This window comes from Marinococcus luteus, from assembly GCF_900106595.1.
In the GTDB taxonomy this organism is placed as follows: Bacteria; Bacillota; Bacilli; order Bacillales; family Marinococcaceae; genus Marinococcus; species Marinococcus luteus.
The window spans coordinates 149,928-171,356 of the sequence record NZ_FNNC01000003.1; the positions used below are offsets into that span (position 1 = coordinate 149,928).

The window sequence follows — 21,429 nt, forward strand, 5'->3', positions numbered from 1 at the left end:
GCATGTTCAATACGGATAGCGGGCGTCGTTAATGCTCATCATTTTCTTTCCCCGTGCCCAGGAGGCTGTAGTTTCCCCTGGAAGCCTCCGCTCAGCGTAGCAGGTTTCAAGCACCTCTGCGAGTCCCGGCACATACGTTAAACCGAGGGAGGCATTCACCTGTTTCTCCTCCTCCGCAAACGCATAGCTTTCCGGAAATGCCTGATGCACGCTTTCAATGGTCAGCAGATGAGAGTAAGACGCTTCCAGGCCGCAGCGGATATCCTGGGAATTCCCGAGCACCGCATCGATACATACATCCAGTTTATGCATATGTTCACTCTCAGGATCATTATAGCTTTTTTCTGCCCCGCTGTGCCACAATGCTTTCACCGGGCTTCCCCATTCGTAGGAAACTACCGCATCTTCAAACTCCATATAAAAGGAAGGATTTACTTCTTTTTCAACCGCATGTGAAGCAAAAAATGTCAGACCCACACCTCTATCAGTCATCGCCCGGATTGCACATGTATCAAATGTCTCAATCGAATTGGCACGGTACACTTCCATTTCCAGAGTATTTATTTTTGCGCTTTTGTTTTTCGTATCCCCAAGCACGTAAAATAAATTATGCATAAAATGAGCGGTTGCGTTATTTGCCACGCTGTCAAAAATCGGGGCTCCGCCTGTGCCAAACTTTTTCCCGGCCCAGCTCGACCGTCCGTAATATGCTTCGTTGCGCGGCCAGAGCACCAGGGCGCTTCCGTGAAGCGGTTTGCCGAATTTGTCCGCCTGAATATCTTCCTTGAACTCGAGCATGGCGTTACTAAACGACCAGTTAAAGCCGACTGCTAAAAATTTCCCGGTTTCGTCGCGTACCCGGCGCATTTCTTCCGCTTCCTCCCACGACGCCGACGCCGGTTTTTCACAGAGCACGTGGCTCCCCGCCTTCATCGCTGTTACGGCCTGAGCGGCGTGGAGATGAATAGGAGTCGCAATCACTGCCAGTTCCGCTTTCTTTTCGGCGTAAAAAGCCTCCAGTGATTCATATACCGGGATGCCTGCTGCCTGAATATCCTGATAAAAAGAGCTGTTTTCCGGAAAAATGTCCACTACGCCTTCGAGCCAGGAAAGGCGGTTTTGTTCTTTTAATGTCTGCAAATATAATTCTCCGTATCCTGCTGTGCCTGCCAGGACAATCCGGCATGACTGTTCCATTTTTGCCACCCTCCTGCTACCGCTTAATCTGTACTGCCTGCTTTTGTGCTTTCAGGCTTAATTCCGCCGCTTTAAACGCATGTTCCTGCGGCATGGCTGTCGCAGTGCCGTGCACTACATCCTTTGCCAGCCGGAAAAAGTAAGGGAATCCTACCTTGCCTTCTACATCATACTTTCTTTCACCGCCCTGGTTAACCAGGTACAGCCGCTCGCCGCGTGCGCTGTCTGTAAGATCCACGTATTTTCTGAGCTCTATATACCCTTCCGTGCCCAGAATAATTGTCCGGCCGTCCCCCCAGTTGCTCAGGCCATCGGGGGTAAACCAGTCAACGCGAAAATAGTGGACCGCTCCGTTGTCTCCCCGGAAGTGGGCGTCGCCGTAATCTTCAAATTCCGGATGCTCCGGGTGCGCCATATTTGCTGCTGTACTGCTAAGCACCTCCGCGTCCCGGGCGCCGCTGAACCAGAGGAACTGTTCAATCTGGTGGCTCCCAATGTCGCATACAATGCCCCCGGTCGGCTCTTTTTGAAAAAACCATTCCGGGCGCGAATCTATATTCAGACGGTGCGGACCAGTACCAAGCACTTGAATGACTTCTCCAATCGCTCCCTGTTCAATCAGTTGCCCGGCAAAGCCCGCGCATTCCACCTGCAGCCGTTCACTGTAAAAAACGGCCCAGTTCAGTCCCGTTGCTTCCGTTTTCTCCTCTGCCTGCTGCAGTTGTTCGAGGGTCGTAAACGGGGCCTTAGCGGAAAAGTAGTGTTTGCCGTGGTCCATCACTTTGAGGCCAAGCGGGCCTCTTTCTGCAGGGATGGCGGCGCTTGCCACCAAATTCACTTCCCCGTCCTGCAGAATTTGTGAAAGTGATGCTGCCGCTTCGGCTTCCGGAAAACTCTGCTGAAATACACGCACCTTTTCCGGATCGTTGTCCCAGACCCATTTGACTGCCGCTCCGGCGCTTTTCATTCCGTGGCACATAGCATAAATATGGCCATGCTCAAGACCTGCAGCAGCCATCGTCAAGGCTCCTTCTTCGACAGCAGTCTCCCTGTGGTACCCGGGCTCAAAATTTGTATGTTCGGATGGCTTCGTCATAAAACATCTCTCCTTCTGCGTTGTAACATACGACAATAGCGGCAAGCCTTCCGGCCCCGCTATTATCGGTTTACACATAGGTATGATAAGCTTCTTTCATCTGCTTTAAGGTTTGCTCTCCGGGCTGATCCCAGATGGCCTGATTGATAATCTCCACCTCTATCGGCCCATTGTATCCCTGTTTTTCAACCGCCTGGCGGATGCGGGGGATATCAATTACGCCTTCCCCCATCATACTGCGTCCTTTGAACATATCCGGCAGCGGCACACTCCAGTCCGATACGTGAAAGCCTAAAATGGTTTTTGCAGCGCGTTCGATTTCCTCGTATAAGAATGGGTCCCACCATACGTGAAACACGTCCACCACGACGCCGAGCTGGCTGCTGCCCACCTGCTGCTGCAGCTGATTGGCTTCCCCGAGGGTAGTAATGACCGAACGGCCCGCCGCATACATCGGATGAAGCGGTTCGATTCCAAGCTTTACCCCGTGCTGTTCCGCAAATGGAAGTACTGCTTCAATGCCTTCCCGCACCCACTCCCTGCTCTGGATAAGGTCTTTATCCGGAGACGGACCGCATACGAGCACCAGCACATCTGTCCCGAGTTCTGCCGCCTCTTCCACCGCCCGTTTATTGTCATCGATGCGCCGGCTGCGTTCTTCCTTGTCGGCGGCTGGAAACATTCCGCCGCGGCAAACACTTGAGACCTTCAGGCCGTTGGCGTCGATAATTTTTTTACTTTCCTTTAACCCTATTTCCTGTACTTTGTGCCGCCATACAGAAATCCAGGGGATCTGCTGTCCGGCGCATCCTTCGGCAGCCTCCTTCAAGGACCAGTTTTCCGTGGTGATCTGATTCAGGCTCAGACGATTCATATCAGGAGATGCCATTATTTATATACCTCCTTTGCCTGAAGCCCGGCAAGCTCAAGCACCGGTTTCATGCGAGCTGCAGCAAGCTCCGGATCCCGGAAGACCCTGGCTTCGTCAGCCAGGCGGAATAATTCGCTGAAATGAAAAATCGAACGGGCACTTTCCGCCCCGGCGATCATACGGAAATGCGGCTGATGGCCATTCAAATAAGCTAAGAACACCACACCGGTTTTATATGCAAATGTCGGGTGCTGGAAAATGTGACGGGCAAGCGGCACAGTCGGATCCATAATTTCGTGATATTTCTTCATATTACCTGCATCGAGCTCCTTCAGCGCGGAAGCTGCTGCCGGGGCGATCGCGTCAAAAATACCAAGCAGCGCATGGCTGTACCCCTGCTCGTCTCCTTCAATCAGACTCGGATAATTAAAGTCATCACCGGTATACATCCTAACGCTTTCCGGCAATCTCCGCCGCATCTCGATTTCTTTTTGATCATCCAGAAGCGAAATTTTGATGCCTTCGATTTTATCTGCATGTGTATGAAGCACGCGCAGACAAACCTCCATTGCCTCATCGACGTCGTCTGACCCCCAGTAGCCGGCAAGGTTCGGGTCAAACATATCTCCGAGCCAGTGAAGAATCACCGGTTCCTTTACCTGCCCCAGAATTTTGCCGTACACGTATTCGTAATCCTCTGCAGTTGAAGCTGCTCTGGCAAGAGCCCGGCTTGCCATCATAATAATTTTGCTTCCTGCCCGCTCCACGAAGGAGCACTGCTCTTCGTACGCCTGCACTACGTCGTCAATGGTTACGTCCGGGCCGGGCTCCAGATGATCGGTACCGGCTCCACTGGCAATGTTGCCGCCCACGCTTTTAGCTTCCCGGACCGAACGGGTAATCAGTTCTTTAGCATCCTCCCAGACCAGACCCATGCCCCTCTGGGCGGTATCCATCGCCTCTGCCACCGACAGGCCGAGAGACCACAGGTAATGACGGTACTCCATCGTTTTATCCCAATCAATGGCTGGACGGCGGACCGGGTCACTGCTTCCAAACGGGTCCGCTGTCACGTGAACGGCAGAGTAAGCTACCCTGGAAGTAAATTCGTTTTTCGAAGGCGCCGGCAGGGATTCTGTCTGCGTCAATTCATACCTATACGTGCTGCCGTCTGCATTCGGTAAATAAATATAGTTTGTCATCAGCCGCGCCTCCTTATATATTCAGTTCCGGTACGTCGAGCCAGCGCCGTTCTTTGGACGACTGCAGGCCAAGATCGGCCAGCTGCATCCCTTTCGCCCCTTCCAGCAGATCCCATGGGAAGGCTTCATCCTGATGAACGTGCTTTAAAAACATTTCCCACTGAATTTTGAACGCATTTTCAAACAGCTGGTTGTCCGGTACTTCTTCCCACTGGTTCTGAAAGTCGATCGTGTTTTCAAGGTCCGGATTCCATACCGGCTTTGGCGTATTCACCCGGTGCTGGGTCTTGCAGTTTCTAAGACCAGCTACAGCACTGCCCTCGGTCCCATCCACCTGAATCGTCAGCAGGTCGTCACGGTCGACCCGAACTGCCCAGGAGGAGTTAATCTGCGCCGTGATGCCGCCTTCAAGCTCCATCGTTGCGTAGGCGGCGTCATCCGCTGTTGCTTTATACGTATTACCTTCCTCGTCCACACGCTCTGGAATATGCGTTTTCACCGAAGCAGACACCGATTGTACCGAGCCGAATAATTCATCAAGCACATAGCGCCAGTGCGGAAACATATCTACCACGATACCGCCGTCTTCTTCTTTTTTATAATTCCAGGACGGACGCTGGGACTCCTGCCAGCCGCCTTCAAATACCCAGTAGCCGAACTCCATGCGGACCGAGAGTATTTCACCGAAAAATCCGGCATCGATCAGCCTTTTCAGCTTTAACACACCCGGCAGAAAGAGCTTGTCCTGCACGACTCCGTTTTTGACCCCTGCTTCTTTAGCCAGACGGGCCAATTCAAGCGCTCCTTCCATCGAAGTGGCTGTCGGCTTTTCACAGTAGATATGCTTACCGGCTTCAATCGCCCGTTTAATTCCTTCGGCACGTCTTGATGTCGTCTGGGAATCAAAATAAATAACATTATGTTCGTCTGCAAGTGCCTCATCCAGGCTGGTCGTCCAGCGTGTAATATCATGCTCTCCCGCAAGCGCTTTCAATTTTTCTTCGTTTCTGCCTACTAAAATAGGATCCGGCATGATGTATTCACCTTTATCAATCTCGACGCCTCCCTGCGCGCGGATAGCTGCAATCGAGCGGATAAGGTGCTGTCTCGTCCCCATTCTTCCGGTTACTCCGTTCATAATAATCCCAATAACATGTTCTGCCATCTTGATCCTGCTCCTCTCTAAACTGATTAATTCTCAGTCTAGAGAGAAATGTATGCGCTGTCTTATTAGTTACAGACGTTTATTCTCAGATTCGGAAATGATTTAGCGTTCAGCCTGGAGTCCCCTCCCTGTTTCTCTGGGTCGTCCGGTACATGTTCGGCGGAACTCCGACGTGTTTCTTAAATAAACGGTAGAACGTGGATAACGATTCAAACCCTACTTCAAAGCAGATGGATACAATATCTTTATCGCTTTCCACCAGCAGCTGCTTGACGAGTCCGAGACGGACCTCGGTCAGATACTGCATCGGCGTCCGTTCGTAGTATTCTTTAAAAATGGTCTGCATATACCGCTTACTCATCCCCATCCGACCGGCGATATCCTCGGCGCTTTCAATATCGTAATAACGCGTATCAATGTACTGCCGGAGGCGTTCGACCCGCAGTTTATTTGTATCTCCCGGCCCTGCCTCCTGATTGGAACGGGCGAGTGTGCAAAGGAGCTCAGCAATATGGATTTTAAGCGCCATCTGCCAAAGCTGGTCGCCATGTGACTGTTCGTAAAGCATTTTCCGCATAATCTGCCGGAGCTCACTGCTGTCAATCGCGCTGAAGGACTGCACGCGGGCCGTACCAAAAACGTTTGGAATCAGCTGTGTACGCACGTCCTGGCTGAGCTTTCCGGCGTCAAATTCAAGTACCAGCACCGTCATATGTGAATCCGCACGGATTGAATGGCTCGTTTTTGGAGGCACAATAAGAAAAGAGTCTGCTGTAATATCATACACGTGTTCATCCAGTTCGCAGGCCCCGTCTCCGTCAAGAACATACAACAGCTGATGGGTTTCATGCGTGTGCGTAGCTACCGTATCTTTTTCTTTATGCTTGCTTTCATACAACGAAATAACTGCCGATTGTTCCTTGTTCTGCATGATGGCCCTCCATCTCTGTGAATACTTTGATATTGTTTGATTCATGTGGATTCACTTTTGTTTATGATACCATATGTACTTTTCTGTTTTAAAAATAATCCGGATGCCTGAAGGGCACCCGGAAACCTTTATTACAGCACGTACTTACTCAATGCACGCTGGACGTCAAAAATGTTGTCATCGTTTCGGAAGGTCTTGGACACAGGCTCTGCCGTGCTCCCCACCCATATTTTTAATTCGCTGTCCAAATCAAACGTGCCGGCGGTTTCTACGCTGTAGTGGGTAATGCTCCGGTACGGAACAGTGTGGTATTCCACCTTCTTCCCGGTGACTCCCTGCTTGTCGATCATAATCAGACGCTTGTTTGTAAATACCATTAAATCCCGGTACAGTTTAAAAGCACTTTCGACCTGTTCGCCTGCCGTTAACCACTCCCGCAGTTCTTCCTCTACCTTTTTCGAATCCGCTTCAGAGGCGTTTCCCATCAGTGCATCAAACAATCCCATAGTACGATCGTCTCCTTTTTCCTGTGAGCATAAATTGATATAGATGGTACAGCTTTAGTGTATCACTTTCTGCGGGCAAGTTCCCGTGCCTGCTTGACTCTTCTGCTAAATGAATCACCGCTGTAAACAAGTACACTGCCCCGGTACAGACGAACGCTGAACCAGGCCGCCGCTGCTACCAGAGCAAGGGTGAGTCCGATGCTCAGGCCCATCTGCCACCACGGAACGTCTAGCGCATTCGTTCTCACAAACATTGTAAACGGAGTGAAAAAAGGAATGAAGGAACTTGCCGTCACGAAAATATTTCCCGGGGCAGCGAGCCCGAAGTTCGACAGGACAAACGCTCCTACGAGCAGAAATGTGAGCGGCTGGCTGAAGTTCTGGACTTCTTCCGTTTTGGCTGCCATCGATCCAACCATGGCGTACAGCGTTCCGTAAAGGACGATCCCAAGAAGCAGGAACACGACGGCATATATCCAGGTGGAAACCGCGGCTCCGCCAGCCGAGCTGATAAGCGAAGTGATGTCATCCAGACCGGCTGCGTTCACATATATTACTGCTGTTACAGCCACCAGGGCCATTTGGAAAAGCCAGATGGCTGACACTCCGAATGCCCGGCCGAACAAATGCTGAACAGGAGAGGCGCTCGAAATAAGAATTTCCATCACCCGCTGCTCTTTATCCTTGGCAATCTGCATCGCGATCATGATTCCACACATCAGCGAATAAATGTAAATTATAAAAACAACCGCGTAGGAAAGAAGATTGAACCCTTCTTCGGAGGAGGATGCTCCACCCCCACCGCTGCCCTCTGTGCTTTCTGCAATCTGCACAGGCGAGGTAATATTTTGAACCTCTTCGCCTGTAATACCAAGGTCTTGTGCGTATTGCGAGACATGCGCCTGCTGGATCCCGGCGGAAAGGGCGCCAGCCGAGTCTCCCAGGTCTTCATCGGTATATAAATTTCCATTATATCCGTTTTCGTTGTTTTCAAAGAGCAGGTAGCCGTCTGTTTCCCCGTTTTCCCATGCGTTTTCTGCCTGCGTTTCCTGCTCATACGGCAGAAGCTCTATACCGGCCGCTTCCCCGGGCAGCTGAAGAGAATCACTGTCGTTAACAACAGCCAGGCTGCTGATCTCTATTTCCCCGTCTCCGAAAAAGTCGATAATTCTGGGCAGGCTCAGGGCAATAAGCACGACGATAAGCATAACTGCCGTCGACACAATAAATGATTTTGCGCCTGCCCGCACCCGGAATGTATGGGCAAAAATTCTCCACGTATTACGCATCGCTTTCACCTATTTTCTCTTTGAAAATCTCTTCCAGCGACGGGGGCTCCATCCGGAAGATGCGGACGTCTCCATATGTAAACAGCTGCTGTAGAATGTCCTGGGATCTTGCTTTTGTATCCGTATATATGTGCATTTTTTCTCCGGATGCACGCACCTCCTGCACCCCTTCCCACATCCTCACATCTTCCGGCGGGCAGGGAGTTTGAGTGACAATCCGGTTGCGGTCCATGCGCTCCTTGATCTCTCCCAGGCGTCCGCTCAAAATATTCCTGCCGTTTTTAAGCATAACGAGCTTGTCACAGATTTCTTCCACGTGCTCCATGCGATGGCTCGAAAAAATGATAGTCACCCCGTCCCGGCGCAAATTTTGAATAGCTTCCTTCAAAATATCCGTGTTCACCGGATCGAGTCCGCTGAACGGTTCATCAAGAATAAGAAAATTGGGGCGGTGGACGAGTGCAGCGATCAATTGAATTTTTTGCTGGTTGCCCTTTGAGAGCGTGTTTAATTTCTGCTTCTTTTCTTTCTCAAGTTCAAACACTTCGAGCCAGTAGGCCATCGAAGTCTTTGCTTCTTTCTTGTTCATGTTTTTCAGACCGGCCAGAAACAGCAGCTGCTGTTCCACCTGTTCTTCCGCAAACAGACCCCGCTCTTCCGGCAGATAGCCGACCTGCTCAAGCGGCAGATGATGGGCTTTTTTGCCCTGCCATTCTACCGTTCCGTCTGTACGCTCCATCAGACCTAGCAGCATGCGGAAGGTGGTTGTTTTCCCAGCTCCGTTCTGACCGATTAAACCAAGACTTTCTCCCGGCTGAATTGAAAAAGAAAGCTCATCGACAGCCTGCTTTTCTAAAAAACTCTTTGATAAACGACTTACTTCAAGCATATACGACCTCCTCCGGGGAATGAAAACTACTCTTCCATAATAAACAAGATAATATCCAATTTATACCATAAATTCCGTCCAATTCTTTCGAAGACAGGCCCGGGCCTTAAAATATTCGACAAAAAACTCCCATTCCCTTTGGCGTTGTTTACTTAAATTAAAGGTAAGCGCTTATGTTTCAGACAGAATTGGTTTATGATGGAAACAACTGCTTTTTACGCAAATGATTGACTTTTTACATAAGGATGATAGCTATGACCATTACAAAACGTGATCACGCCCTGTTTTTAACCGCTGTTTTTTGTTTCTGGTTCGCGACCTATGTGTACGTACCGGTATTTAGTTTATATTTAGAAAACAGTAATTTCACCTACACCGCAATCGGCGTTATTCTCGGTGCCTACGGGGCGACGCAGGTGCTGTTGCGCTATCCGCTCGGCATTCTTTCTGATGCTTTGAAGGGGCTGTTGAAAAAACTGCTGATTGTAGGATTTATCAGCGGATTCATCAGCGGGATCCTGCTCGTTCTATCTGATTCTTTTGTGGCAGTTTTTACCGCCCGGCTGCTTGCCGGAGTGACCGCCTCGATGTGGGTAATGGCGACGATTATGTATTCCCGCTACTTTTCTCCCGACCAGTCCTCGAGAGCGATGGGCGTTTTGCAGCTTTTAACGGTTTTCACCCAGTTTATCAGCATGATGTTCAGCGGCTACCTGGCTGATTTATTCGGATTTACAGCGCTGTTCTGGATTGCCGCAGCCTTTTCTCTCATCGGCATCGGGTTTACGCTGTTCACAAAAGAAATTCCGGTACAAAGCAAAACCCGGCCATTGAAAATTCGTTCTTTAATCAGCCGTACTCTTCGGCTGCATGACCTGCGCTGGATTACATGCGCCAGCTTTATCGGTCACTCTATTATTTTCATGACAATTTTCGGCTTCACCCCGCTGTATGCATCTTCGATAGGCGCTACTGAGCGGACGTTAGTCATTATTTTTATTGCCTTTTTTGTTCCGCACCTTTTAGCATCTCTGTTTTTATCGTTTTACACCGTACCGGTCCGTCTCCACAAACCGCTCCTTTACGGCTCCTTTCTCACCGGGGCGGCGGCGCTTGTCTGGATGCCGTCGACCGCGTCTTTATGGGAACTGAGCCTGAACCAGGCGGTGCTCGGACTCGCTCTTGGAATTGTGCTGCCGCTGCTTTTGGGAATGGTCGTCCAGGTGAGCCCCGGGCCGTTGAAGGCAAGCGCAATGGGATTTTACCAGTCGTTTTATGCTGCAGGCATTCTGCTTGGCCCGGTCGTCGCCGGATCTGTCGCCGAACAGCTTTCCCTTTCCAGTGTCTTTTATTTTGGGGCACTGCTTGCCCTTGCCGGGCTTTTAATCACCTGGCTGATTCGTTTTCATGTTCAGACAGACGGGGAGAATTCCCCGGGATGAATGAAAAGCCGTTTCCTGCCCGGGAGACGGCTTTTTCACCCTAAAAAATACCCGGCAGCCGCCGCCAAAATCCCCAGCGTATAACTCCAGATTCCGTACAATAAGGCATTTCTTCCTTCGCCCGCTTCTATTTTTTGAATGATTTCCATATTAAAGGTCGAAAAGGTCGTGAATGCACCTAAGAAACCGATGCCTACGCCCACTGTTTCTGTAATACCGGCTCCCCGGGCCACGATCAGGCCGAGGAGAAATGACCCTGATACATTCACAAACATCGTTCCAAATGGCAGTACCCGGTGCCATCCGTTTTCTTTGGACCAGGACACCAGAGCCGCACGGGCAGTGGCACCGAAGGCTCCTCCAATAGCGACAAGCAGCCATGTCATCAGCTTCTCCTCCTTCCTGAACGGTAACCAATGCCCGCGGTTACAAGCCCGCCGGCAGCACTGACTAAAACGTAGATCCCCGCTGCGAAAAGAGCACCATTTTCGATTAATTGAATGGTTTCCATACTGAACGTCGAAAAGGTCGTGAATGCGCCTATAACCCCCGTCCCTACTACAGCCTCCCACATAGACGGCCACGCTTTCCGCTGTATAATCCTCGAGGTAAACCATCCAAGTAAAAAACACCCGGCAATGTTTGCCGCCATCGTCCCCCATGGAAACACACCGGGAGCCGCTGCAAACATCCGGTCTACAAGGTAACGCAGCAGGCTGCCGAGAGCCCCGCCGACTGCCATCCATACATACAGTCTCATTTCTTTTCCTCCTTATTTAACGCAAAAAATCCTGTCTGCACACGTATCCCGTGGACAGACAGGAGTCATCAGCTCTTTTGAGAGCGGTTTCGGCGAACTCCATCGCCATCTTTTCCTCCGCCCAGTATACCATAATCTTACACAAGGGGTTGATTTTTTTATGAACGGGGAAAACGGGAACAAGGGAGCGTGGTGGCTATGTTTATTGTTTTTCAGCTCATTTTAGTGTTTCCTTTTCTGCTGCTGTTGTTCGTTTCTCTGATGATCGGACTGAAAGAAGACGTTCATACATTAACCTTTACCAGGCAGCAGGCAGAAGAAGACACCTCCGGCATTATGTTCGTCTTCCATGCATTTGAAAAAAGGATCCACCAGTGGACAAACAGTCTCTCCTCTCTTTGGCAGAACGTTGTCCGTCGCCTTGTTTTTCTCGTCCTTGCTCTTCTTTGTGCAGGATGCATCTACCTTATTTTATTTTAATACAGAAAGGATATTTACTATGAAACGATGGCTTCTCGCTGCAATTCTTCTTCCAGCCGGTCTTCTGCATTTCACTTCCCCGGAAAAATTCGAACGTATTCTGCCGCCAAAGGCCCCGTTCAGAAGAGCCGCAGTATATGGATCCGGAGCAGTAGAGCTGATTTTAGGCACAGCTTTTACAGTTCGAAAATGGAGTAAGTACGCCGGCAGACCGGCGGCCTTCTTTTTTATGCTTATTTTCCCGGCCAACGTGTATATGGCTGTCAATAAGGTTCCTTTACGACCAAACGGCAAAGCCTATCCACTTTTATACTGGCTGCGTCTTCCTTTGCAGCTGCCGTTAATCCAATGGGCGCTCGAGTGCAGCAGAAATGAACGCTGACATACAAAAAAAGCCGCCATCTTCCCGTGGAAGACGGCGGCTTTTCGTTTACAGTTTTTGGGACGTTGCCGAGCGGTCATTCGGAGCAATGACGGGAGGCAGTATCGGTTTGTCCTGCCTTCGCCGCATCCGCCGGTAATACTTAAAGATGACGTAGCCGATCATTGCACCAATCGTATTCAAAATAATCGAATCAATATCGGCCACTCTCGTCGGATAGCCAATAATTAAGTTAATGCTAAACTCCATCAGCTGGATGGAGAAGGATAAAAGCGTACCAATGGCAAAAGCCCAGATAAAGTGAATATCGTCACTGATCAGTATGCCAAAAAAGATCGGCAGCAGCAGGTACAGTCCAATCTGGCCTACCACCACACTGAGCCACGTTCCCTCCTGAAATGATTCTACAATCGTATAGAACGGTAGAAACTGATAATACTCCCCCAGCTGAAGGCCTGGCCCGAGCGACCCTTCATACGGAGCCGGAATCAACGTAAAACGTACGATTGTCGCCAGGTAGATCATAAATACTGCGGCCAGAATTTTTCGCCCTATCGGGTCATGGCTGCCCCGGAGCCAGAAAAACAAAAATGTTGTTACAATCAAAATTAAACCAATGGTGATCCACAAAAACGGATCAATAAACAGTCCTGTCATTCTTTCACCCCCTCGTCTGACATACAAAGAAATCCTTTTCTATCCATACCCGTAATTCGTCTGATATATGAGAAAACAACTAAACTTTTTCTTTGCATTTTAATGACAATCCAGTGAACCGATTATTCTTCAAACAGCGGCTTGGTCTGCTCTACCACATATTCACTGCCACCGCGATCTTCGACGTTTTGAATCATCGAAGCAATCAATAAATCTTCCTCTTCATTATCGTACGCTACAAACCATCCGTTTTCCGTTCCTTCTTCTTCCCCAGCCTGCTTCAGCTCTGCCGTGCCGGTTTTGCCTGAAATCGAAATGTTTTCATTCACAGGCTCATACGCAGATCCGCGATCATCCTCCACTACGCCTTCAAGGCCTTCCTGAATCGTCGAAATGCCGCTTTCAGGTACGACGTTTTCCTCCCAGACTTCCCGGTCAGAAGAAGCAAGCAGCTGCGGGGCAAGCATGTCTCCTTCATTCGTAAAGGCCGTAAACGCCGAAGCCAGATGAACCGGAGACATCTGCATCTGTCCCTGGCCGTAGCCGGTGTCAGCAAGCAGCACTTCAGAATCGAGACCGTCCGAAGCAATCGTTGACTCTCCTATTGGAAAATCATATGGAACCTCCTGATTAAAGCCAAAGTCTTCCAAACCGGTAATGAAATCTTCTTCTCCCGTATCCAGCGCCGTGCGTGCAAAATAAATATTATCCGACGTAATTAACGCCTCGCGCAGGTTTACCTCGCTCAATTCATCATCCACCCGGGTCACTGAATAGCCGCCCCAGGAGCTGTCAGGCTGCCATTCAAGGCCTTCGATCGTCATTTCCTCATCCGGGGTAATGGCTTCATTACTCAGTCCGATCGAAGCAGTAATAGGCTTCACCGTTGAACCAGGAGCATACGTGCTGTTGAATTTAGCGGCACGCGGACGGTTTTCGCTGTCATTGAACTCATTCAGCTCCTCTTCCGGCCAGCCGTAAATGTAATTGTTTGGATTGTAGGAAGGGGCACTGACCAGTGCCCGCGTATCGCCGTTCTTCGGATTCAGTGCTACCACAGCTCCCACATCCTCCTCTATCTGCTCATAGGCACGCTCCTGCAGAGAAGTATCGATAGTCGTCTGCACGTCTTCCCCGGCTACCGCTTCTTCTTCTGCGATCACATCGTCTTCCGAAGTAGAGATCAGTATGCCGGGCTCACCTCGCAGCCGGTCTTCATATACATATTCAAGCCCGGCTTTGCCGATTTGGGAAGACTGTGTGTACGTGCCTTCCCGTTCTTCAAATTCTTCTCCTGAAATATTTCCAATATAGCCTGTTAAATGAGCAGCGGCCTCCTGTTCCGGATAATACCGCTGGTTTCCAGCTTCAGAAAGCTGGACCCCTGGAAGATCCTCTACCGCTGACGCTGCTTCTTCATCATCAGGAGAAAGTGTCTTTACCGGCACCGAGCTCTCGTCTGAAACCCAGTCCTGATCAAGCGCCCCGGTAATATCCTCTTCCGGCATATCCAGTTCGTCTGCGATAGTGGAAATGGTATCATCCCGCTCTTCTCCCATGCTGCCAGGCACCAGACTGACCCTGGTCGTTTCCACATTCGTCGCGAGAGGATCCCCGCCTTCCGCCAGAATTTCCCCGCGTGCTGGTTCCGTCCGTTCTACATTTACCGTCTCTTCCCATCCCAGTTCATCAAATATGTATGAAGGAGACCAATCGAGCTGCCATTCTTCTCCGTCTTCTGTCTCTTCAAGCACCCAGGAGGCTTCCTGTTCAAAGGAAACATCGCCCGCGCTCGTTGTCATGCTCACAGAGAAAGGAAGCGCTGTTTCTTCTTCGCCCTCAGCGTCTTCGCCGGCCTCACCGGTTTGAATATTCAGTTCTTCAGCATTTGTATCCTCATAAATCGTTTCGTGCCGACTGATAAACGTTTCCTCGTCGATCTGTTCGCGCGCGTCTGAGCTTAAATACCCGTACATTTCTTCAAAGTTTTGGTTGTTCCAGGCGTCCGTAAAGTCCTGCATTTTGTCTTCCGCACTCTCGCGGTTACTGCAGGCACTCAGTCCTCCAATGAGTACTATAATCCCCGCTGTTGCAGCCGTCTTTTTCATGTTTCCCCTCCGTTCTCCATCTCTACAGCCATATTTTAACATAACTCAGGTTCAGGCGCCGTATCCGGATACGGACACCCCAAGTTCCATTGCTGCCCGGAAGTTCCTATTTTCAAACAGCTTATAATATACCTCAATGACATAAAAATCACCTGCAGCGGCGCAGATGATTAAATATAGAGCGAGAGAAACCATATAAAAGCAAGGAAGCCTGTCAGTACAAATCCGTTACGAACAATTTTTGCCTGGCGTGCATTTTTATTTTCACTTCGGCTGAACTTTCCTTTTTGATGCACCCAGAAAAGCGTCAAATAAAAGATCAGACAGAAAATCACAACCGCTGGCATAAGTATGGACCGAAAGAAAAACTCTGCTTCCATTTCCAGTTCCTCCATATGTGCCGTTTCTCTTACTATACCGCTAATGCAGGGGTGGAAACAACCATGTGCAGGCCGCAGGAAACTGGGAAACAAAATACTTTCTTTCATGCATCGCTTTCGGTTTTATATGGAGCGCTACCTGATTTTCGAGCTGCTTTCGGAGCAGTTCATACATCATCTGCGTTCTTGGCACCATGTAGGGTTCAATAAGTGGCTGCCCGTTCCCTTCCCACTCTCCCACATACAGATATACGTAATGGCGCAGGGTAAGAGAGAGCCTGTCTTTAATAAAAGATCCCATCCCTTCATACCACAGCGAAGCAGAAAGCAGGCCGATCTTATGAAACACGTGGGGATACAGATCGGCTATATAAATTGAGACAAGCCCCCCAAGTGAAGCACCAATCAACCCGGTATGAGAGGCCTCTGTTCTCACCCGGTATTTTTCGTTAATATACGGGCGGATGCCATTGGTCAGGATGTACGCGTATTCTGTACCGAGACCCTTAAAATCCGGAAGGTGCAAAGAGAGCGCCTTAGAAGGCCAAGGCGTGTACTCATGAATACGGCTTTTCGGTTCCACGCCGACCATTACTACCGGCTGCATATATCCAGATTCCATCAGCGCTTCCCACACACTGCCCGAATCCCGGAATAAATATGCTCCGTCCTGAACATAAATAACAGGATACCGTTTTTGTTTATTCCAGTTGTAATCCGGAGGCAGGTATACATATACATCGCGGTCCATAACCTGATGGTGAATGATGGTTCCTTTCATGACCTGCCTCCTTTTTGCTTCATTCCTTCAATTATTTCTTTTTTCCGGTGCCTTTCATCTCATTAGCAACAGATTAATTGAAAAAGATTATCATTGTCAAATGAAGTGCAAAAAGTTTACCGTGCAGGAAACAAGGGTATTTTAAGTTATCTCGATTATTATCTTTTTAGCCAGTGAAGGAGGATTTGCTTAGATGGGACATTATGTCGCTGTAGAAGAAGATGTGCATATCTATGTAGAGGATATTGGTGAAGGAACGCCGGTCGTTTTTATTCACGGCTGGCCGGTCAATCACAAAATGTACGAATACCAGATCAATGAGCTGCCGAAGCACGGCTACCGGTTTATCGGCATCGATCTCCGCGGCTACGGCCAATCCGACAAGCCGTGGAGCGGGTACGATTACAATCAAATGGCTGATGATGTTAAGGGAGTCATTGACGCCATGGGGCTGGACAGCTTTGTTCTGGCCGGCTTTTCCATGGGAGGCCCGATTGCTCTTCGTTACATGGCCCGCCATAAGCAGCAGGGAGTTTCTAAATTACTTCTGCTTGCACCGGCGGCTCCAAGCTTCACCCAGCGGGAAAACTTTCCGTATGGCATGGAGAAAAAAGACATTGATGGCATCATTGATAACCTGAACACCGACCGCCCAAAAATGCTCGAGGATTTCGGAGGCATGTTCTTTGGCAGCGACAGTGTTTCTGATGCATTTAAAACTTGGTTCCACGGTCTCGGCATGGAAGCTGGAAGCTATTCGACAATCCACTCAGCAGAAGCGCTGCGGGATGAAGATTCCTTTGAGGATCTTTCTTCCATCACGGTCCCTGCCGAAAGCTTCCACGGGAAAAACGATCAGATCTGCCCATATGAATTTTCCGGAGAGCTTCAGAAAGGAATCAAAGACTTGAAGGTCGTTCCTTTCGAAAACAGCGGCCACGGTCTGTTCGTAGATGAAAAAGAAAAGTTCAACCAGGAGCTGCTCCGCTTTCTCAAAGAGTAGTATAACGATCAAAGGACACGCAGGCAGCGTGTCCTTTTTTCTATGATAAGTGACGCTCGAGATACGACCGCAGCATTTCCGGCGGCTTTCCGGTAAGCCTCTCCACATCCGACGTAACCTCTCCCATCAATCCCAGGGAAGCCGCTTCATACAGAGAAGCATTCACACTTCCAAAGCCGGATCCGTCATCGTATGTCCGGGCAAATTCCTGAACCTCCATTGGTTCATAACGAATGCGTTCTCCCGTAATGTTGGAAAGCAGTTCACACAATTCATCCATCGTATACGCCTGGATCCCGGTCAGCGTATAAATACCTTCGCGCCTCCCGGGTGCTGCAGCTGCGGCAGCTATTGCCCTGGCCAGATCCCTTCTCGAAATAAAGGAAATAGCTCCTCTTCCCGCAGGGTAAGGCAGCCTTTTAGTCCGGACCAGTTCCTCTGTGTAAGCAACTAGCGGATCGGCATACACTCCGTTGCGAATAATCGTTCCAGCCATTCGGCTCATCGCAATACGCCGCACAGCATAACCGAAAAATGGACTCATATGAAAGGGATTGTTCCAATGGTCCGCCGTAAACCCGATAAACATAAACTTCTTTACTCCAGCCTGTTCCGCCGCTTCGACAGAAGTCTGAAATTCTTTGATCCGCTGTTCGGCCGGGTGGGTAATGCTCGGGATGTAAAGCACAACATCTGCACCGTAAAAAGCTGCCGCCTGTTCTTCAAACGAATAGTAATCCATTTTTTCTATGTTAATATTCTGCTCTCTGAACACCGTTGCTTTTTCAGGACGGCGCACTCCCAGAGTCACCTGTTCTTTTGGCACCAGTCCGAGCAGTTCTTCCGTTACTTTTCCCCCGAGATGTCCCGTGGCTCCCGTAATAACATATTTCATACCTTCACCCTCTCAGCCGATTTTTTCTCCGATCTTCGTTTCATGATCTGTTTGCAGAAGAGTCACCCCATCGTCCGTATAGACTCCCAAAATTAAACATTCTGAAGTGAACGAAGCAATTTTCATTGGAGGGAGATTCACAATACCAATCACTTTTTTCCCTTCCAGGTCATTTATTTCATATAAATCTGTAATTTGAGCACTGGACTGCTTCACTCCCACTTCTTCTCCAAAATCCACCCACACCTTATACGCCGGCTTTTTCGCCTCTGGAAATTCTTTTATTTGTACAATCTTTCCTACTCTGATATCCAGGTCGTGAAAATTTTCAATAGAAGCCATCGAAATACCCTTCCTTTCTCTACTTTGATTATGTATCATCGTATCATAAGCGATTATATTATTTGTAATATCCTGGTATATTTATGGCCGGGAAACTCATTCGAGGTGAATTGACGTGCGGCGTTTTCTAACATTTTTGCTCGGAATTATTTTAGGTGCCGCCATGAATATACCTATTATCAGCATCGCCCGTTTTTCTGCTGAGTTATTTATCGGGCAGGGGTACTGGCTGATCGGCATTGGGGCATCGATTGTCCTGTGGCTTGTATTCAACCTTCCATTCATTCAATGGTTCGCTGCTTTTGCTGTGCGCTGGAGATGGATGAACCGTATCGGCATTGGCCTGCTGATGATCGGTGTAGTCACTATGTTCCAGTTGAACAGCGGTGAATTGTTCTGGTATTACATAGAAATAGGAGTCATTATGGCCGCTTCCCTCTGTCTTTTGGTGCAGATTATTTTCACTCCAAAGAAAAGACCCCCACACGTGAAGTCGTAAACTTCCGGCAGAGAGCCGGGAGTTTTTTTATCCTCAAACAGAAAACCAAAAAAATTTTCCCGGCAGAGTCCCGGATTCCCCCCGGCACGGACGCCTCCCAATGTATTTTTTCCTTATTAGAAAAAATTGGATGATTGAATCCACACACAACGGGTATCATATATTCCGATGCCACTTATTATTTTAAAGTAACTAACGTTATGGCAGAAAAAGCTTATAGGAAAAAGGAGCGATACACGTCATGACAGAACTTCAAGGTAAAACGTTTATTATTACAGGAGCAAGCAGCGGTATTGGCAGAGCAACTGCTAAAAAACTCGTCGAAAACGGCGCTAACGTAGCACTTGCCGCCCGCCGCCTCGAACGCTTGAACGAAATTAAAGAAGAGCTTTCCGATCAGCCTGGCGAAATCATCGTCAAAGAGACCGACGTTACTTCCCGTGAACAGATGGAAGAACTCGGACGCGAAGCAGTAAATCACTTCGGCAAAGTATACGGCCTCTTTAACAACGCCGGCTTAATGCCGCTTTCTTTACTGAAAAACCAAAAGGTCGATGAATGGGACCAAATGGTGGATGTAAACATTAAAGGTGTCCTTTACGGCATCAACGCTATCCTTCCACACATGATTGAAAACAACGCCGGCCACATTATTTCCACATCCTCTGTCGCTGCCCACCAAATCTTCCCTGGCAGTTCCGTATACAGTGGTACGAAGTTTGCTGTGAAGGCAATTATGATGGGCTTAGAACAGGAAGTAGCCCAGACTAACATCCGTACGACTGCTATCTCTCCAGGCGTGGTTAATACAGAGCTGACTGAAACTATTACGGATAAAGAAGTAATGGAACAGTTCGATTCGGTACTGAACGTACAGCAGCTGAATTCAGAAGATATTGCAGAAGCAGTATACTATGCACTTACCCAGCCGGCTCACGTGGACGTCAATGAAATTGTTGTTCGCCCGGTGGATCAGCCGTAAAATCATGAACTGACTTAAGCCTCTGCTCCGTATTCGGAAGCAGAGGCTTATTTTTTTCGCAGCCTTGCAGCTCCCACACTCACTCCGGGGCTGACCATAACATGGGCAGGATGGCCGTCTGAATGCTCGAATCCGCCGGCCGCAAGCAGCCCGTTTTCTTCTTCTTCATACTCTCCGTGATACAGCTCCCACGGCTCGTGTACTACATCCCCGTACCATATCTGTCCGTCTTTGGCCGTATAAAAACGGTATCTTTCAGCAAGCCAATTTTCGAGCGACCCTGCTGCAGCCGGCAGCTGTTCTCCTGTCGCCCGGTATCTGGCACGAAAGCGCACGTTTCCCGACCTCCGGTGGTGATTCCAATACGTCCAGCTTTGATGGCGGCGTATCGAAAAGCGTGCCTCGTAGTACGGAATAGCAAAATTCCGTCGCGCTATCCAAACGCCAAGCGGAGAAGCGGCATCTAAATTATAAAAGTAAATGCCCGGAACCCCGCCTACACGTACATATGTACGCAGATTTAATTCCGGGAAGTTCAGGCCCGTCCGTCCTGGAAGAAAAAACGGACGGATAGCATGCATTGAAAACGAAACCACACCTACATACGCTTTCCCTCGAAACGTATCTACATCCATATGATCCGGCAGGCTGCGGCCCACTTCCACCGGGTCTTTTTCCCAATGTGCAAACAATGCGTCTCTCCATTTCATGCGTATCAGCTGCGGCTCTTTCATCTATGCTCCCTCTTCCTCTTCGTTTTATTTCACCCAATATACTACGGTTTGCCGCTGCTTGAAACTTAAATGGCTTCAACTACACTATTTTTTCCTGCTTCTTATTTTCCTCTCCAATAGGGTTTGTGATACATTGAAAGAAGTTTATTCTTCGTAAAGGAGCTCATATATATGGAAGACGCCAGAATGAAAATGTTCAGCAGTATGCTTTTAGCCATCTCTCTATTACTCGTTATCACCACTGATATTCTTCTGATTGTGACAGCCATCGTAGTGGGCGGCGGTATTTCGTTATACGTCTACGCCGGCCTTATTATTACCGCTCTGTGGGGCGTTGGCCTGGCGGCTCATTTTAAAGCCCAGAGCCGGATAAGCTTTCTTATCTTTTTTATTTTAACGGTTCTGCTTTTGATCAATCTGTTCAGCGGCATTTTAACCGGGCCGGCAGTAGAATTTTCATAATAAAAAAGGCCGTTCGCGCGGCTTTTTTTTATTTCCCGGGAAATATGCATAAAACTAACTTTCCTCACGCTCCAGCTTTAAATTCATAATTACACCAGACGCCAACGCACCGCTTACAAGCAGGACATAGGTAATTAGATTATAAGGAAATGGCAAAAGATCCACCGCAGAAATCACGAGCCATACCGCAATCAGGAAGGCAATAATTACTGTGTACGCTGGCAGAAAGCTCTTTTGGAAAATCAGAACCGCCAGGGCGGCAGCCGTGATTGCGGCTGGCACAAACCACCATTTAAATGCTGTTGGAAAAACCAGATCCCCCTCGGGCACATTTGTACTGTCAATACACATAAAAAAGCCTGCTCCACCGGGCGGA

The 21,429-nt window shown here is 49.1% G+C and carries 26 protein-coding genes and 1 riboswitch; of the genes, 7 read left to right on the forward strand and 19 right to left on the reverse strand.

The genetic code is table 11. The annotated features are described in order from the left end of the window. Positions 1-6: 6 nt before the first annotated feature. From BLV22_RS08225 to BLV22_RS08265, 9 genes are all read right to left on the reverse strand, one after another. The gene (locus BLV22_RS08225) at positions 7-1,197 is read right to left on the reverse strand and encodes a Gfo/Idh/MocA family protein (RefSeq protein ID WP_091613779.1); all 1,191 of its coding nucleotides are present in this window, start codon (positions 1,195-1,197) and stop codon (positions 7-9) included. 16 nt (positions 1,198-1,213) lie between these two features. Continuing rightward, a complete protein-coding gene (locus BLV22_RS08230; protein WP_091613782.1) occupies positions 1,214-2,293 on the reverse strand; it encodes a Gfo/Idh/MocA family protein in 1,080 nt (359 codons plus the stop codon). Between the two features lie 70 nt (positions 2,294-2,363). Beyond that, complete coding sequence (locus BLV22_RS08235) at positions 2,364-3,182, reverse strand: sugar phosphate isomerase/epimerase family protein (protein WP_176967716.1); 819 nt, start codon at positions 3,180-3,182, stop codon at positions 2,364-2,366. Next, positions 3,182-4,366, reverse strand: coding sequence for a dihydrodipicolinate synthase family protein (locus BLV22_RS08240; RefSeq protein ID WP_091613784.1), 1,185 nt, complete (start codon positions 4,364-4,366; stop codon positions 3,182-3,184). The genes BLV22_RS08235 and BLV22_RS08240 overlap by 1 nt, the downstream gene beginning before the upstream one ends. A 13-nt stretch (positions 4,367-4,379) precedes the next feature. Beyond that, the gene (locus tag BLV22_RS08245) at positions 4,380-5,531 is read right to left on the reverse strand and encodes a Gfo/Idh/MocA family protein (protein WP_091613789.1); all 1,152 of its coding nucleotides are present in this window, start codon (positions 5,529-5,531) and stop codon (positions 4,380-4,382) included. Between the two features lie 109 nt (positions 5,532-5,640). After that, the gene (locus tag BLV22_RS08250) at positions 5,641-6,462 is read right to left on the reverse strand and encodes an AraC family transcriptional regulator (protein ID WP_091613792.1); all 822 of its coding nucleotides are present in this window, start codon (positions 6,460-6,462) and stop codon (positions 5,641-5,643) included. Positions 6,463-6,593: 131 nt separating this feature from the next. Continuing rightward, positions 6,594-6,968, reverse strand: coding sequence for a PH domain-containing protein (locus BLV22_RS08255; protein ID WP_091613794.1), 375 nt, complete (start codon positions 6,966-6,968; stop codon positions 6,594-6,596). A 62-nt stretch (positions 6,969-7,030) separates the two neighbouring features. Then, positions 7,031-8,257, reverse strand: coding sequence for an ABC transporter permease (locus BLV22_RS08260; RefSeq protein ID WP_245724058.1), 1,227 nt, complete (start codon positions 8,255-8,257; stop codon positions 7,031-7,033). Next, positions 8,250-9,146: an ABC transporter ATP-binding protein gene (locus BLV22_RS08265; protein ID WP_091613799.1), complete on the reverse strand. Its 897-nt coding sequence runs from the start codon at positions 9,144-9,146 to the stop codon at positions 8,250-8,252. Before BLV22_RS08265 ends, BLV22_RS08260 begins: the two co-directional genes overlap by 8 nt. 254 nt (positions 9,147-9,400) lie before the next feature. Between BLV22_RS08265 and BLV22_RS08270 the strand changes: the two genes are divergently transcribed. After that, positions 9,401-10,588: an MFS transporter gene (locus BLV22_RS08270; RefSeq protein WP_176967717.1), complete on the forward strand. Its 1,188-nt coding sequence runs from the start codon at positions 9,401-9,403 to the stop codon at positions 10,586-10,588. 35 nt (positions 10,589-10,623) lie between these two features. Here BLV22_RS08270 and BLV22_RS08275 read toward each other — a convergent pair whose 3' ends face one another. Together BLV22_RS08275 and crcB are read right to left on the reverse strand one after the other, a co-directional pair. Continuing rightward, the gene (locus BLV22_RS08275) at positions 10,624-10,974 is read right to left on the reverse strand and encodes a fluoride efflux transporter FluC (protein WP_091613804.1); all 351 of its coding nucleotides are present in this window, start codon (positions 10,972-10,974) and stop codon (positions 10,624-10,626) included. After that, positions 10,974-11,348 (reverse strand): fluoride efflux transporter CrcB, encoded by a 375-nt coding sequence (gene crcB, locus BLV22_RS08280; protein WP_091613807.1) that lies wholly within the window; start codon positions 11,346-11,348, stop codon positions 10,974-10,976. Before crcB ends, BLV22_RS08275 begins: the two co-directional genes overlap by 1 nt. A gap of 52 nt (positions 11,349-11,400) precedes the next feature. Beyond that, a riboswitch (Fluoride riboswitch) is annotated at positions 11,401-11,464 on the reverse strand. A gap of 82 nt (positions 11,465-11,546) precedes the next feature. On the opposite strand from crcB, the gene BLV22_RS08285 reads away from it, so the two are divergent. Both BLV22_RS08285 and BLV22_RS08290 read left to right on the forward strand, forming a co-directional pair. After that, positions 11,547-11,828 (forward strand): hypothetical protein, encoded by a 282-nt coding sequence (locus BLV22_RS08285; RefSeq protein ID WP_091613810.1) that lies wholly within the window; start codon positions 11,547-11,549, stop codon positions 11,826-11,828. 19 nt (positions 11,829-11,847) lie between these two features. Beyond that, complete coding sequence (locus tag BLV22_RS08290; protein WP_091613812.1) at positions 11,848-12,210, forward strand: DoxX family protein; 363 nt, start codon at positions 11,848-11,850, stop codon at positions 12,208-12,210. A 48-nt stretch (positions 12,211-12,258) separates the two neighbouring features. Here BLV22_RS08290 and BLV22_RS08295 read toward each other — a convergent pair whose 3' ends face one another. From BLV22_RS08295 to BLV22_RS08310, 4 genes are all read right to left on the reverse strand, one after another. Beyond that, positions 12,259-12,867, reverse strand: a complete 609-nt coding sequence (locus BLV22_RS08295) for a VanZ family protein (protein WP_091613815.1) — start codon at positions 12,865-12,867, stop codon at positions 12,259-12,261. A 122-nt stretch (positions 12,868-12,989) separates the two neighbouring features. Next, complete coding sequence (locus BLV22_RS08300; RefSeq protein ID WP_245724052.1) at positions 12,990-14,975, reverse strand: penicillin-binding transpeptidase domain-containing protein; 1,986 nt, start codon at positions 14,973-14,975, stop codon at positions 12,990-12,992. A 170-nt stretch (positions 14,976-15,145) separates the two neighbouring features. After that, positions 15,146-15,370 (reverse strand): hypothetical protein, encoded by a 225-nt coding sequence (locus BLV22_RS08305; protein ID WP_091613818.1) that lies wholly within the window; start codon positions 15,368-15,370, stop codon positions 15,146-15,148. A gap of 25 nt (positions 15,371-15,395) precedes the next feature. Beyond that, positions 15,396-16,136, reverse strand: a complete 741-nt coding sequence (locus BLV22_RS08310; protein WP_091613820.1) for an alpha/beta hydrolase — start codon at positions 16,134-16,136, stop codon at positions 15,396-15,398. A gap of 193 nt (positions 16,137-16,329) precedes the next feature. Between BLV22_RS08310 and BLV22_RS08315 the strand changes: the two genes are divergently transcribed. Next, positions 16,330-17,139: an alpha/beta fold hydrolase gene (locus BLV22_RS08315; RefSeq protein ID WP_091613823.1), complete on the forward strand. Its 810-nt coding sequence runs from the start codon at positions 16,330-16,332 to the stop codon at positions 17,137-17,139. Between the two features lie 40 nt (positions 17,140-17,179). On the opposite strand, the gene BLV22_RS08320 is transcribed toward BLV22_RS08315, so the two are convergent. Then, the gene (locus tag BLV22_RS08320; protein ID WP_091613825.1) at positions 17,180-18,034 is read right to left on the reverse strand and encodes an NmrA family NAD(P)-binding protein; all 855 of its coding nucleotides are present in this window, start codon (positions 18,032-18,034) and stop codon (positions 17,180-17,182) included. 12 nt (positions 18,035-18,046) lie between these two features. Continuing rightward, positions 18,047-18,376 carry a tRNA-binding protein gene (locus BLV22_RS08325; protein WP_091613828.1) on the reverse strand — a complete coding sequence of 110 codons (330 nt, stop codon included), beginning with the start codon at positions 18,374-18,376 and terminating at the stop codon, positions 18,047-18,049. Positions 18,377-18,491: 115 nt separating this feature from the next. On the opposite strand from BLV22_RS08325, the gene BLV22_RS08330 reads away from it, so the two are divergent. Further along, entirely contained in the window at positions 18,492-18,875 is a 384-nt protein-coding gene (locus BLV22_RS08330) for a hypothetical protein (protein WP_091613831.1), read from the forward strand. 241 nt (positions 18,876-19,116) lie between these two features. Next, positions 19,117-19,857, forward strand: a complete 741-nt coding sequence (locus BLV22_RS08335) for an SDR family oxidoreductase (RefSeq protein ID WP_091613834.1) — start codon at positions 19,117-19,119, stop codon at positions 19,855-19,857. 47 nt (positions 19,858-19,904) lie between these two features. On the opposite strand, the gene BLV22_RS08340 is transcribed toward BLV22_RS08335, so the two are convergent. Further along, complete coding sequence (locus BLV22_RS08340) at positions 19,905-20,591, reverse strand: YqjF family protein (protein WP_091613837.1); 687 nt, start codon at positions 20,589-20,591, stop codon at positions 19,905-19,907. A 171-nt stretch (positions 20,592-20,762) separates the two neighbouring features. Here BLV22_RS08340 and BLV22_RS08345 point away from each other — a divergent pair, with 171 nt between their 5' ends. Then, complete coding sequence (locus tag BLV22_RS08345; protein WP_091613840.1) at positions 20,763-21,053, forward strand: hypothetical protein; 291 nt, start codon at positions 20,763-20,765, stop codon at positions 21,051-21,053. A gap of 54 nt (positions 21,054-21,107) precedes the next feature. Here the strand turns inward: BLV22_RS08345 and BLV22_RS08350 are convergent, their stop codons facing one another. Then, entirely contained in the window at positions 21,108-21,404 is a 297-nt protein-coding gene (locus BLV22_RS08350; RefSeq protein WP_091613842.1) for a hypothetical protein, read from the reverse strand. Positions 21,405-21,429 lie beyond the last annotated feature (25 nt).